This window comes from Streptomyces sp. NBC_01381 (genome assembly GCF_026340305.1).
Classification (GTDB): Bacteria; Actinomycetota; Actinomycetes; order Streptomycetales; family Streptomycetaceae; genus Streptomyces.
Window position 1 is genome coordinate 4,043,102 of sequence record NZ_JAPEPI010000001.1, and the last position, 13,101, is coordinate 4,056,202.

The window sequence follows — 13,101 nt, forward strand, 5'->3', positions numbered from 1 at the left end:
CCCCTCGCTGTTCCCCGTGGTCCGCTGCCCCCGCCAAGGCGGTCAGGCCCAGGTGCCCCGGTCCTTCAGCACCTCGCGCAGCGTCTCGATGTGATCGGAAATGATGCCATCCACTCCGAGGTCGAGAAGGGCCGTCATACGGTCCGCGTCATTGACCGTCCAGACATGGACCTGCAGCCCGCGCGCGTGGGCCGCGCGCACGAAGCGGCGGTCGACCACCCGGATCCCGCCGTGCGTCTCGGGCACCTGCGCGCACACTGCGGAACGGCGCACCGCGGCCGGTACGCCGTAGGAACGCAGCCGGAGCGCCGCCACACCCCGCGTCCCGTACGAGGTGGCCAGGCGCGGCCCCGCAAGGCGCTGCGCCCTGGCCACCCGGGCCTCCGAGAACGAGCCCACGCACACACGGTCCCAGGCATCCGTACGGCGCAGCAGATCCAGCAGCGGGAGCAGGGCGGGCTCGGCCTTGACGTCCACGTTCCAGCGGACGTCCGGGAACGACTCCAGGAGCTCTTCGAAGAGGGGCACCGGCTCACTGCCCGCCACGCGCGCGTGGCGCACGTCCTCCCAGGGAAGGTCGGCGATCCGGCCGACCCCGTCCGTCACCCGGTCCAGCGTCGCGTCGTGGAAGGCGACGAGCCTGCCGTCCGACGTGGCGTGCACGTCCGTCTCGATGTAGCGGTAGCCCAGGCCGACGGCGCGCCGGAACGCGGCCGTGGTGTTCTCCAGGCCGTCGGCCGCCCCGCCGCGGTGGGCGAAGGCGAGCGGGCCCGGATGGTCGAGATAGGGATGGGGTACGTGCTGGGTCACCGCTGCAGTATCGCCTGCTCCGGTTGACCGCCGGCAGCCACCACGTCACTCCCGGATGGAGCAGGGACGGCGAAGAAGCGCAGGAAGAACTGGGCGAGCGGCCCGATCGCCAGCGCGTACAGGATCGTCCCCACACCCACCGTGCCGCCCAGCGCGAAGCCGGTCGCCACCACCGCCACCTCGATCAGCGTCCGCATCAGCCGGATCGAGCGGCCCGTGCGCTGATGCAGGCCCGTCATCAGACCGTCCCGCGGCCCCGGCCCGAACCTGGCCGAGATGTAGAGCCCGGTCGCCACACCGTTCAGGACGATGCCCGCCACCAGGAGCGGGACACGGGCGGCGAGCGCGTGCGCGTCCGGCAACAGCGCGAGGGTGCCGTCCATCGCCAGGCCCACGACGAAGACGTTGGACACCGTGCCCAGACCGGGACGCTGCCTCAGCGGGATCCACAGCAGCAGCACGGCCGCGCCCACGAAGATCGAGACGACGCCGATGGACATCCCGGTCAGCTCGGCCAGACCCTGGTGCAGCACGTTCCACGGCTCGAGGCCGAGCCCGGACTCCACGAGGAGCGCGGAGCTCGCCCCGTACAGCGCCAGGCCTACGTACAACTGGATCAGCCGGCGCGCCAGATGCGCCGTGGGCGTCGTCGTCGGCTTCGTCGTGGACAAGGATGCCCCCCGCTAGTGGTAGTGGCCTGACGCATGACACTCTGTGGCTTGTAAAGGGATGCCAACCATGGCCAATTCCAGGAAGGTGGACTGGGAATCATGGCTCAGTGGACTTCGGCGGTGGGCGCCACACAGCTTGCCCGGCTGCTCACCTCTCAGCAGACCCGCCCCGCGGGCCCGGGCAGCCGCAGGCCGCCCGCCTACCGCGCCCTCGCCGATGGCATCCGCATGCTCGTCCTCGAAGGCCGGGTCCCCGTCGCCGCCCGCCTGCCCGCCGAGCGCGAACTGGCCGTGTCGCTCTCCGTCAGCCGGACCACCGTCGCCGCCGCGTACGAGGCGCTGCGCACCGAAGGATTCCTGGAATCCCGCAGGGGAGCGGGCAGTTGGACTGCCGTCCCCGCCGGCAACCCGCTGCCCGCGCGCGGGCTCGAACCGCTGCCGCCCGAGGCACTCGGCTCGATGATCGACCTGGGCTGCGCGGCCCTGCCCGCACCCGAGCCCTGGCTCACCCGCTCCGTCCAGGGCGCCCTGGAGGAACTGCCTCCCTACGCGCACACCCACGGCGACTACCCGGCCGGCCTGCCCGAACTGCGCCAGATGCTCGCCGAGCGCTACACCGCGCGCGGCATCCCGACCATGCCCGAACAGATCATGGTCACCACCGGCGCGATGGGCGCCATCGACGCGATCTGCCACCTCTTCGCCCCGCGCGGCGAACGCATCGCCGTCGAATCCCCGTCGTACGCCAACATCCTCCAGCTCATGCGCGAGACGGGGGCCCGTCTCGTCCCCGTTGCCATGGCCGATGGACTCGGCGGCTGGGACATGGACCGCTGGCGCCAGGTGCTGCGCGACGCGGCGCCCCGGCTCGCCTATGTGGTCGCCGACTTCCACAACCCCACCGGCGCCCTCGCCGACGAGGACCAGCGGCGCCGACTCGTCGACGCGGCCCGCTCCTCCGGCACCGTCCTCGTCGTCGACGAGACGATGAGTGAACTGCAGCTCGACACGGACCTGCCGATGCCGCGCCCCGTCTGCGGATTCGACCCCGCGGGCTCGACCGTCATCACCGTCGGCTCGGCGAGCAAGGCCTTCTGGGCGGGCATGCGCATCGGCTGGGTGCGGGCCGCCCCCGATGTGATCCGCAGCCTGATCTCGGCCCGCGCGTACGCCGACATGGGCACCCCCGTCCTGGAACAGCTGGCCGTGAACTGGCTCCTGAACACCGGAGGTTGGGAGTCGGCCGTGGAAGTGCGCAGGGCCCAGGCGCGCGAGAACCGCGACGCCCTGGTCGCCGCCGTCCGCCGCGAACTGCCCGGCTGGGAGTTCGAGGTCCCGGCAGGTGGCCTCACCCTCTGGGTGCGCACCGGCGGCATCTCCGGCTCCCGCCTCGCCGAGGTCGGCGAACGCGTGGGGGTCAGGGTCCCGTCGGGGCCGCGCTTCGGAGTGGACGGCGCGTTCGAGGGGTATGTGCGGCTGCCGTTCACCGTGGGAGGCGCGGTGGCGGACGAGGCGGCGGCGCGACTGGCGGCGGCGGCTCGGTTGGTGGAGACGGGGGCGGGGGCCGGGGTGGAGACGCCTCGGGCGTTTGTGGCGTGATGGCTGGCAGGTGGCGGGTGAGAGAAGACGGATGACGGGTGACAGATTTCAGCATCTGTCACCCGTCATTCGCTCTTCAGCTCTCGGCGGGCACCGGCTCCGGCTGGGGCTCCGCCCCTGCCCCCGCGACCGCCACCGGCTCAACCGCGTCCGCCGGTGTGCTCCGCCCCGGCAGCAGCTCCAGGACCGCCTGACGGTGCGACTCGCTGGTCGCGTCGTCGTACGGGTCGGGTGTCGCCGGCACCTGGAGGCGGTGCACCGCGGCCGTGCCGAGCCGGGCGTAGCCGCGGCCCGGCGGGACGTGGGCCGTGGGGGTCGTGTGCGGCGGTACGCCGAGGACGTCCTCGAGCTGGTCGGGCGTCGCGGGGCCGAGCACCACGCGCGCGCGGGTGTGCTGCCGTACGGAGTCGCTCAGCGCGTCCAGGCTGTCGAACTGGTCGGCCACGACGACCGTGACCGCGGCCGCCCTGCCGTGCCGCAGCGGTACCTGCAGCAGGGACTGCGGGTCCTGGTGTCCGTCGGCCGCCGCCAGGTGGCCGAGGACGCTGGGGCGGTCCAGGAGGATCCACAGGGGGCGCTTGGTGTCCTCCGGTGCCGGGTGGCCGGCCTGCCGGGCGCGGTTGGCGGAGATGAGGCGCCGCTCCGTCTCGTGTGCCGCCCACTCCAGGCTGGCCAGGGACCCGGCGAGCCCGCACTCGACGGCAAGGACGCCGTCACGGCCGGTCAGGCAGGCGTAGTCGCCGGTGCCGCTGCCCTCGACGATCAGGACGTCGCCGTGCTGGAGCGCCTGCAGGGCGATGGACCGCAGCAGGCTTGTGGTGCCGCTGCCGGGCTGGCCGACCGCCAGGAGGTGTGGCTCGGTGGAACGGGGTCCTGTGCGCCAGACGACGGGGGGTACGTCGCGCTGGTCGTCGCCGTCCGCCACGGGCAGGGTGCGCTGGACTCCGGTGGGGTCGGTGAAGCCGAGCACGGTCTCGCCGGGAGCGGTGACGAATCGCTGGGCGGCGATGTCGGTGGGCAGCGGGGGCAGCACGTTCACCGTGAGCTGGTTGCCCTCCTCGTCCCACGCGAAGTGGTATTCGCGGCCGCGTCCCGACTTGGCGTGCAGGAGCTGCTCGATCCGTGCGCGGGACTCGGCCTCGCCGTCCGTGAAGTACGCCGGGTAGCGCACCACCAGATGGGAGACGCGCCCGGAGTCGTCGAACTCGTACGAAGTGAAGGCCTTGTCCCACTCACCGCCGTGCGCGAAGAGCGGGGCGGGGTCCTCGGGGACGGAGAAGTACGGGACGAGTGCTTCATAGAGGGACTGCAGCCGCTGGATCTGCGCCTCGTCGGGGCCGGTCGGCGCGGGCGCCGTGCGCTCCCGCCCTGTCCACCCGGCGGCCGCCATCAGGCAGATGGCGGCGAGCAGCGGACCGTACGGAATGAGCGCCACGACCAGAACCACGGAGGCCACGAGGAACAGCAGCGGTCCGCGCCGGTCCTTGGGTGTGTCGGCCCACTTGCGCCGCCCGGCTGAAGCCAGCCGGCGCAGTCCACGGGTGATCGTGATCAGCGGATGGAGGACGTCGGTGGCGCTGTCGGCGGCCGACCGTGCGAGCTCCCGGCTCCGGGCGATCGGGGCAGTGCCGTTGCTCAGAATGCGGGGGAGGGGGCGCCGGGCCACGTCAGTCTCCTGATGGTGCGAACGAAGTGCTACGGGGGGCAGGGGACGTCAGAACTTGATCCCGCCGAGCAGGCTCGCCAGGCTCGCACTGCCGGCCTTGATGCTCGGGGCGATGGCGGTCCCCGCCATGAAGAAGCCGAAGAGCGCGCAGACCACCGCGTGGGACGCCTTGAGGCCGTCCTTGCGGAAGAACAAGAAGACGATGATTCCGAGCAGCACGACGCTCGAGATGGAAAGGACCATGAGGGTTCTCCTGGTTGGTGGGGACAGTCACCATCAGTACTTCCAGGCTCACAGAATGTATCCATACGATAAAAGGTGCAAATGGGGGAATTCCTCGTAATTTCCCTCGAATGGGCGAGGGTTGCTGGGCCACCCGTGCGCAGGTCGTGAGGTGTATGTGCCCCTTGTGATCTTTGCCGCGGGCGGGCCCGGTCATGTGCCCGGACGGGCAGTACCCTGTCGATTCACTCGTACGGCTGCACCGAGCGCCGTACGCCCCCCCGAATCACCCCGCAGTCGAAAGGCGGTCCGGTCCATGAGCGAAGCACCCGACCCGGAAGTCGTGGAGCTGGCGACCAAGATCTTCGATCTGGCGCGGCAGGGCGACACCGCGGCGCTCACGGCGTACGTGGACGCGGGCGTTCCGGCCAATCTCACCAACGACAGCGGCGACTCGCTCGTGATGCTGGCCGCCTACCACGGGCACGCCGACGCGGTCCGTGCCCTCCTGGAGCGGGGCGCCGAGGCCAACCGCGCCAACGACCGGGGGCAGACGCCGCTCGCGGGCGCCGTCTTCAAGGGCGAGGACGCCGTGATCAGGGCGCTGCTCGACGGCGGTGCCGATCCGGCCGCAGGAACTCCTTCGGCGGTGGACACCGCCCGTATGTTCGCCAAGACGGAGCTCCTCGAGCTGTTCGGGGCGGCCTGAACGGGGTAGCTGACCAGCAACAACGGGGGCGCTGGAAATGTGGTCGCGGCGGGCTGAACCGCTGGGTCATCATGACGACGTGATTTACGGACGCGACGGCGGGGCAGGTGTTGCCGCACCGCGCGGACCGTGAGCGGCCCGCCCCCGGACCTCCCGTCCGGGATCCCTTCGGGCCACCGACGAGAGGCAGAGGAAGATGGTCTACAACAAGCAAGAGACGGCGGGCGGCCCGACCTGTTGGCGCACGGCCAGGTAATTCACGATTCCCGGTTGCGTCGACGCTTGATGTGAGGCTGTTTCCCATGTTCGATCCGGTCATAGCGCCCAGCGGTACGCTGCTCGGCCTGCTGCAGCGGGGCCGCGGCGACGGCACGCTGCACGCACTCACGGCACCCCGATCCGAGGCGCTCGCCGCCCTCGACCACTGTGTGCTCCACGACCCCCGCCACGACTGGCAGGTGGAGAACCGCTCCCTGTACTTCGCCCGCCTCTACCTCGATCTGCGCGGCGAGATCAAGGGCATCGAGCGGCACCTGTTCGACCCCGAGGACGTCCTGGACACGGACGACTCACGCACCGGCCTCGCGCTCTCCGTCCTCGGCCACCTGGCCTCGTACGGCAGGCGTGACGCCCTGGAGCTGCTGCGCCGGTACGCGGCGTTCGGTGCCAACTGGGCGTGGGCCCTCGACGAGCTGGCGCTGCGGGACGACGACGCGGGCCTGCGCGCCCTTGCCGCCCCCGTGCTCGCCAGATTCCCCGCCGACGCGGAGGGCGAGGCCGAACTGGCCGCCTCCGTGCGCGACGCCTACGAACCGCGGCCCTGGCGGCTGTGGGAGGAGGACCCCCGCGCCGATATCGGCGCCCGTGTGCGTGCCGCACGGGAACAGGGCTCCTTCGACCGCTGGCAGCGCCAGATGCGGCCGTCGGGGCCACGCCCCGGCTGGAGCGTCCAGGCCGTCTTCGACTGGGCGCAGGAGGGACTTGAGCGCGGCGCCGTCCTTCACGTGCCGGCCGCCCGCTGCCTGAGCGCGGTCGCCGGACCCGACGACCGCGCCGAGATCCTCGAAGCCGCCCGCAACGGCTCCGACGGGGCGCGCGGCACCGCCTTGCGCTACTTGGCCGACGCCCATGACCCTGGCGTCTTCGAGCTGATCGAGTACGCCGTCCAGAGCCCGTCCCGGGTCGTCGTGGACGCGGCGGCCGAGGCTTTCGAACGGATGCGCAGTGTCGCCGCCGTGGAGTGGGCCCGCCGCTGGGCCTACCGGCCCGACGCCCTGGGTGCCGCCGCCGGACGGGTGCTCGCCTGCAGAGGCGGCGCCCACGACAGCAAGCTGGTGCTCGCGGCACTGCGGGAAGCGGTCCGCGGCGAAGGCCCGGACGCACCCACCCTGTGGACCCTCGTCGACGGAGCCGGACGGCTCGGCATCGCCTGCGCGGCCCCCGTCCTTCGCCACGTCTACCGCGAGACCGCCTCGTCCCATCTGCGCGGCCGCGCCGCCCGCGCGCTCGCCGCAACCGACCCCTCCTTCGCCGCCGGATTCGCCGTCGAGTGCCTGTGGGACTGCGAGGAGTCCACCCGCGAGGTCGCCGCACGGCACGCCGAGACCGGTGACGCCCGCGTGGTCACCCAGCTCAGAAGGCTCGCCGCGGACCCCGCCGAAGAGGACGACGTACAGAGCGCGGTGCGCAGCAGAATCGACCCCGATGCGGCCGAGGTGTGACCCGGCGCTGACACCGGCGTCGGGTACGGAGGGGAACGCTCATGGGACGTTCCCCGCCAGGAAAGATCCACGTTGACGTGCCCACGCCCCGCACGACGACAACACGGGTATGCGTGTCGTCATCGTCACCGAATCCTTCCCTCCCGACGTCAACGGTGTGGCGCACTGTGCGCTGCAGACCGCCCGGCAGCTCGTCGCCCGCGGTCACGACCCCCTCGTCATCGCCCCGGCCCCCGCGGCCGGGGCGGACGCCGATGAAAGCGCGCCCTGCCCCGTCGTCCGCGTTCCCTCCCTGCCGCTCCCCGGCTATCCGCAGGTCAGGGTGGCGCTGCCGAGCCGGCGCCTTTCCGCGGCGCTGAGCGCGCACCGGGCCGAACTCGTCCACCTCGCAAGCCCGTTCGTCCTCGGCGCGCGCGGCATGGCGGCCGCCGCCCGGCAGGGCATCCCGACCGTCGCCGTCTACCAGACGGACCTGGGCGGCTACGCCCGTACGTACATGGGCATGGGGGAGTCCACCGCCTGGCGGCGCATCCGCGCCGTGCACACGGCCGCCGACCGCACGCTCGCCCCGTCGTCGGCCGCCCTGCGCGACCTCGTGGCGCACGGCGTGCCACGGGTGCGGCTGTGGCCGCGCGGCGTGGACACCGCGCGCTTCAGGCCTTCCCTCCGGGACGCCGCGATACGTCGTGAACTCGCCCCGAACGGTGAGCTGATCGTCGGCTACGTGGGCCGTCTCGCCCCCGAGAAGCAGGTCGAACTCCTTGCCGGGGCCTGCGGCCTCGAGGGCGTGCGCGTCGTCGTCGTGGGCGACGGGCCCAGCGAGGACTCCGTGCGGGCGGCGCTGCCGGGCGCGCTCCTCCTGGGACGCCGTACCGGCGATGAACTCGCCAGGATCTTCGCCTCGTTGGACCTGTTCGTGCACACCGGGCCCTACGAGACGTTCTGCCAGACCGTGCAGGAGGCGATGGCCAGCGGAGTGCCGGTGGTCGCGCCCGCCGCGGGCGGACCGCTCGACCTCGTCATGCCGGGACGCACCGGCGTCCTCGTACCGCCGAGGGACGCCCTCGCGGTGCGGGACGCGGTGTGGGCGCTCGCCGCCGATCCGGGGCTGCGCGCCGCGTACGGGGCGGCAGGACGCGCCGCGGTCGAAGGGCGTACCTGGGGTGCGGTGGGCGAACAACTCGTCGGCCACTACGCCGAGGTGCTCGCGACGCGGACGGCGGTGGCGGCATGAGGGCGGCGGCATACCGGGAGGCGGCGGCTTCCCGGGCGGCGGCTTCCCGCGAGGCGGCGCGGTCCGGCGCGAGGCCCGCGGAGGGGCTGCGGATCGTGCGGCTCGCCAACTTCGTCGCGCCCTCGTCGGGCGGACTGCGCACGGCACTGCGTGAGCTGGGCCGCGGCTACCTGGCGGCCGGGCACGAACCCGTCCTCATCGTTCCCGGCGAGCGGGCCTCGGTGCGCGACACCGAGCAGGGACGCGTGCTGACCCTGCCGGGCCCCGTGCTGCCCGGCACCGGCGGTTATCGCGTCCTCAAGGACCGCGTGCGGGTGGCCCGGCTCCTGGAGCGCCTCGCCCCCGACCGGCTCGAAGTCTCCGACCGCACGACACTGCGCTGGACCGGCGCGTGGGCCCGCCACCGCCGCATCCCGGCCGTGATGGTCTCCCACGAGGCGACCGACGCCGTCCTGAGGACCTGGGGCCTGCCTCCCGGGGCCGCGCTCCGTGCCGCCGACGCGCTCAACTCCCGTACCGCGCACGCGTACGCGCGTGTCGTGTGCACCACGGAGTGGGCTGAGCGCGAGTTCGTCCGCATCGGGGCGCGCAATGTCGTACGTGCTCCACTCGGCGTCGACCTGGAAGGACGTCACCCGGGGCTGTACGACGCCCGCGTGCGTGCCCGCCACGCGCGCGTGGACGAGGTGCTTCTCGTGCTGTGCTCGCGGCTGTCCGTGGAGAAGCGCCCCGGCACGGCCCTCGACGCCCTGGAGGCGCTGCGCGGGCGGGGCGTACGGGCGGTGCTCGTCGTGGCGGGGGACGGCCCCTTGCGCGGCCGCCTCGAACAGCGGGCGCGCGAGCGGCGGTTGCCGGCGACCTTCCTGGGTCATGTCGCGGACCGCGCGACGCTGGGGGCGCTGCAGTCGGCGGCCGACGTCTGCCTGGCGCCGGGCCCCTGCGAGACGTTCGGCCTGGCGGCCCTGGAGTCCCTGGCCTGCGGCACGCCGGTGGTGGCCAGTGCGTCGTCGGCGTTGCCGGAGATCGTGGGCGCGGCGGGCGCCGCTGCGGCCGACAACGGGGACGCGTTCGCCTCAGCCGTCCAAACCCTGCTGGCCCGCCCTGAGCGGGCACGCAGGGAGGCGGCACGCGCGCGTGCGGAGGGCTTCGGCTGGGAGGGGGCGGTGGCGGCATTCTTGGGGGCGCATGACGCGGAGATTGGTATCCGCCCTGGTTGTGGGCAGGCGTCCCGCAGGGCGGGACGGGTGGGCACAACCCCCCTGCCGGGCACGGATGCACCAGGCGCAGGGGCAAGCACGGCAACGGAACACACGGGGTACGCATCATGAGCCCCCTGCGCTTCGTGGCCATGGGCGACTCCCTCACCGAGGGGATCGGGGACCCCGTGGCGGACGGCTGGCGGGGCTGGGCCGCACTGCTGGCCGCAGGCCTGGCCCCGCCCGGCGGCGGCGACACCGAGTTCCACAACGTCGCCGTCAGCGGCGCCCAGACCTCCGACGTCCTCAAGAGACAGCTGCCCGCGGCGCTCGAACTGCGCCCCGACATCATCTCCGTAGTCGTCGGCGTCAACGACACCCTCCGCTGCACCTTCGACATCCACGCCGTCGCCGCCCGCCTCGATCAGATCTACGCCTCCTGCGCGCAGCAGGGCGCCCTGCTGCTCACCGCCTGCCTGCCCGACCCCGGAGCCATGCTCGGCCTGCCGGGCGCCCTGGCCCGCCCGCTGGCAAGGCGCCAGCGCGGCGTCAACGCGGTCGTGCACGCGCTGTCCGAGCGGTACGGCGCGGTGCACCTGCACGCGGCGGAGGGCGACTGGGTGGCCGACCGCGGCCTGTGGAGCGCGGACCGGCTGCACCCCGGCGAGCGCGGGCACCGGCTGCTCGCCGCCCGCTTCCACGCCCTGCTCGCGGCACGCGGCGCCGCGGCCGGAAGGCCGCCGTCCCGCGAGCCTCAACTACCGCAGCCCACCCGGTCGGCGAGCATCTGGTGGCTGGCCACCGCCGGCACCGGATGGGTGGCGCGCCGGTGCACCGATCTGCTGCCCCAGCTGCTCACCCTCGCGGCCGACGAGGTACGCCACCAGGTGCGGGGCAGCAGTGCCCGCCTCGACCTGATCGCCAGCCACGGAGTGGCCACGGCCCTCGCCGCGCTCTCGGCCGCCGAGCAGCCGGACGCGGCGTAGCGGCGCTCAGGTGACGAACCGCAGCGGCGTGCCCGGCACCGCCTGGGCGGCCGCGCCGAGGTCGGCCTCCCTGACGACCGCGATCACCGGGTATCCGCCGGTCGTCGGGTGGTCGGCGAGGAACACCACGGGCCGGCCGTCCGGCGGCACCTGGACGGCGCCGAGGACCATGCCTTCGCTCGGCAGCTCGCCGGTGAACGCCCGCTCCAGGGAAGGGCCTTCGGTGCGCAGGCCGATGCGGTTGCTCGCCGACGACACCCGGTACGCGCGCGTGGTCAGCGTGCGCACGGCGCCGGACGTGAACCAGTCGGCGCGTGGGCCTGGCGTCACCGGCAGGACCAGTTCGTGCGGTGGCGCCGGGTGCGGGACGGTGTCCACGCGCGCGTGGGGCGCGACAACGCTCCCCAGGGGAAGGACGGTTCCGTCCGCAAGGAGGGGTGGGCCGAGGCCGGAGAGCAGGTCCGTGGAGCGGCTGGCGAGCACGGGTTCGACGGTGACGCCGCCGCCGAACGCGACGTAGGACCGTACTCCGGAGACGGCCGCCCCGATGTCGAGCAGCGCCCCGGCCGGGACCCGCACGGGCGCACCCCATGCCGCGGGACGGCCGTCGACGCGCACCGGGCACGGCGCGCCGACCACTGCCACGGTCACCTCGCAACGAGGGCGTACGGAACAGCCGTTGAGTGTGGTCTCCAGGACGGCGGCGTCGGGCGGGTTGCCGACCAGGCGGTTGGCCAGGCGCGCGGCGGCCGGATCGAGCGCTCCGGAGCGTGGCACCCCCAGGTGCGCGTGCCCGGGGCGGCCCTGGTCCTGCACCGTGGTCAGCGCCCCGGCCCGTACGACGGCGAAGGCACGGTCGGTCATCGTGCCTCCGGGACGAAGCGCACCCGTACGCCGGGAGCGAGCAGGGCGGCGGGCACGCGCGCGTGGTCCCACAGCACGGCATCGGTCGAACCGATCAGCTGCCAGCCACCGGGCGACGGGCGCGGGTACACCCCGGTGTAGGGCCCGGCGAGGGCGACGCTGCCCGCCGGGACGGTCGTGCGCGGAGTGGCCCGACGCGGTACTTCGTAGTGGCCCGGCAGCCCGGTCAGATAGCCGAAGCCGGGCGCGAACCCGCAGAAGGCGACGCGGAATTCGGCCGCCGAGTGGATCCGTGCGACCTCCTCGGGCGGCACACCCCAGTGCGTCGCCACCTCCGCCAGGTCGGGGCCGTCGTAGCGGACCGGGATCTCCAGGACCGCCTCGTCGCGCGCCGAGAGCGGCGGGATCTCCAGACCGGCGAGCTCCGCCCCGACGCGGCCGGGGTCGTCAAGGCCGTCCAGGAGCACCGTGCGGGCCGCGGGCACGAGTTCGCGCACCCGGATGAGTCCCGCGGCCCTGCGGCGCAGCAGCTCGGCGTGGAGCGCCTGCGCCTCGGCCCCGTCGGCGAGTTCGACGAGCAGCGCCCGGCCGCCGACCGGAAGCACCCTCACGCGAACGCCTCGACGCCGACGCCCGCCGCTTCGAGCCGTGCCCGGATCTCGCGGGCCAGGCCCACCGCTCCCGGAGTGTCGCCGTGCAGGCACAGCGAACGCGCGCGGACGTCGATCCGCCGCCCGTCCTGGGCGGTGACGGTCCCGGTCCGGGCCATGGAGACGGAGCGTTCGACCACGGCGGCCTCGTCCGTGATGACGGCGCCGTCCCGGCCGCGCGGCACGAGCGTGCCCTGCGGGGTGTACGCGCGGTCCGCGAAGGCCTCGGTGACGACGGGGAGGCCCGCCTTGCCTGCCACCTCCAGGAAGCGTGAACCGGGCAGTCCGAGCACTGGGAGCGTGCCGTCGGCGAGCAGCACGCCGTCGACGACGGCACGCGCCTGGTCCTCGTCGTGGACGACGCGGTTGTAGAGCGCGCCGTGCGGCTTCACGTACGACACGCGCGTGCCCGCCGCCCGCGCGAAGACCTCCAAGGCGCCGATCTGGTACGCCACTTCGGCCGCCAGCTCGTCGGGCGGCACGTCCATCGCGCGCCGCCCGAAGCCCGCCAGGTCGCGGTAGGAGACCTGCGCGCCGATCCGCACCCCGCGCTCGGCCGCCTGCGCGCACACCCGGCGCATGGTGGCCGCGTCCCCCGCGTGGAAACCGCAGGCCACGTTGGCGCTGGTGACCACGGAGAGGAGTTCCTCGTCGTCGGTCAGGCGCCAGCGGCCGAAGCCCTCACCGAGGTCGGCGTTGAGGTCGATCACGGCGTCGGCCCGCGGTCCTGCAGCGGCGTCGGTCATCTACGTAGGTCTCCTGTTTCGCTGTTT

Annotated in this window: 13 protein-coding genes; 6 read left to right on the forward strand and 7 right to left on the reverse strand. The window is 73.5% G+C overall.

Features of this window, described 5'->3' with window-relative positions; all coding sequences use genetic code 11:
* Positions 1–42: 42 nt before the first annotated feature.
* Positions 43–810, reverse strand: a complete 768-nt coding sequence (locus OG453_RS18890) for a glycerophosphodiester phosphodiesterase (protein ID WP_266869087.1) — start codon at positions 808–810, stop codon at positions 43–45.
* Positions 807–1,430 (reverse strand): YitT family protein, encoded by a 624-nt coding sequence (locus OG453_RS18895; RefSeq protein WP_266869926.1) that lies wholly within the window; start codon positions 1,428–1,430, stop codon positions 807–809. The genes OG453_RS18890 and OG453_RS18895 overlap by 4 nt, the downstream gene beginning before the upstream one ends.
* Positions 1,431–1,580: 150 nt before the next feature.
* Here OG453_RS18895 and OG453_RS18900 point away from each other — a divergent pair, with 150 nt between their 5' ends.
* A complete protein-coding gene (locus tag OG453_RS18900; protein WP_266869088.1) occupies positions 1,581–3,080 on the forward strand; it encodes a PLP-dependent aminotransferase family protein in 1,500 nt (499 codons plus the stop codon).
* Between the two features lie 76 nt (positions 3,081–3,156).
* Here OG453_RS18900 and OG453_RS18905 read toward each other — a convergent pair whose 3' ends face one another.
* Both OG453_RS18905 and OG453_RS18910 read right to left on the reverse strand, forming a co-directional pair.
* Positions 3,157–4,746, reverse strand: a complete 1,590-nt coding sequence (locus tag OG453_RS18905; RefSeq protein ID WP_266869089.1) for a hypothetical protein — start codon at positions 4,744–4,746, stop codon at positions 3,157–3,159.
* A 48-nt stretch (positions 4,747–4,794) separates the two neighbouring features.
* Entirely contained in the window at positions 4,795–4,989 is a 195-nt protein-coding gene (locus tag OG453_RS18910) for a hypothetical protein (protein ID WP_266869090.1), read from the reverse strand.
* 295 nt (positions 4,990–5,284) lie between these two features.
* Here OG453_RS18910 and OG453_RS18915 point away from each other — a divergent pair, with 295 nt between their 5' ends.
* The 5 genes from OG453_RS18915 to OG453_RS18935 all read left to right on the forward strand — a co-directional run bounded on the left by OG453_RS18915 (position 5,285) and on the right by OG453_RS18935 (position 10,814).
* Entirely contained in the window at positions 5,285–5,677 is a 393-nt protein-coding gene (locus tag OG453_RS18915) for an ankyrin repeat domain-containing protein (RefSeq protein ID WP_266869091.1), read from the forward strand.
* Between the two features lie 302 nt (positions 5,678–5,979).
* A complete protein-coding gene (locus OG453_RS18920) occupies positions 5,980–7,398 on the forward strand; it encodes a HEAT repeat domain-containing protein (RefSeq protein ID WP_266869092.1) in 1,419 nt (472 codons plus the stop codon).
* Between the two features lie 109 nt (positions 7,399–7,507).
* Positions 7,508–8,632, forward strand: a complete 1,125-nt coding sequence (locus OG453_RS18925) for a glycosyltransferase family 1 protein (protein ID WP_266869093.1) — start codon at positions 7,508–7,510, stop codon at positions 8,630–8,632.
* The gene (locus OG453_RS18930) at positions 8,629–9,960 is read left to right on the forward strand and encodes a glycosyltransferase (RefSeq protein WP_266869094.1); all 1,332 of its coding nucleotides are present in this window, start codon (positions 8,629–8,631) and stop codon (positions 9,958–9,960) included. The genes OG453_RS18925 and OG453_RS18930 overlap by 4 nt, the downstream gene beginning before the upstream one ends.
* A complete protein-coding gene (locus OG453_RS18935; protein WP_266869096.1) occupies positions 9,957–10,814 on the forward strand; it encodes an SGNH/GDSL hydrolase family protein in 858 nt (285 codons plus the stop codon). Before OG453_RS18930 ends, OG453_RS18935 begins: the two co-directional genes overlap by 4 nt.
* Before the next feature lie 6 nt (positions 10,815–10,820).
* On the opposite strand, the gene OG453_RS18940 is transcribed toward OG453_RS18935, so the two are convergent.
* Genes OG453_RS18940 through OG453_RS18950 form a run of 3 tightly spaced genes read right to left on the reverse strand, consistent with a single transcriptional unit; the run spans position 10,821 to position 13,074 of the window.
* Positions 10,821–11,678, reverse strand: a complete 858-nt coding sequence (locus OG453_RS18940; RefSeq protein WP_266869097.1) for a biotin-dependent carboxyltransferase family protein — start codon at positions 11,676–11,678, stop codon at positions 10,821–10,823.
* The gene (locus OG453_RS18945) at positions 11,675–12,289 is read right to left on the reverse strand and encodes an allophanate hydrolase subunit 1 (protein WP_266869098.1); all 615 of its coding nucleotides are present in this window, start codon (positions 12,287–12,289) and stop codon (positions 11,675–11,677) included. The genes OG453_RS18940 and OG453_RS18945 overlap by 4 nt, the downstream gene beginning before the upstream one ends.
* Positions 12,286–13,074, reverse strand: a complete 789-nt coding sequence (locus OG453_RS18950; protein ID WP_266869099.1) for a LamB/YcsF family protein — start codon at positions 13,072–13,074, stop codon at positions 12,286–12,288. The genes OG453_RS18945 and OG453_RS18950 overlap by 4 nt, the downstream gene beginning before the upstream one ends.
* Positions 13,075–13,101 lie beyond the last annotated feature (27 nt).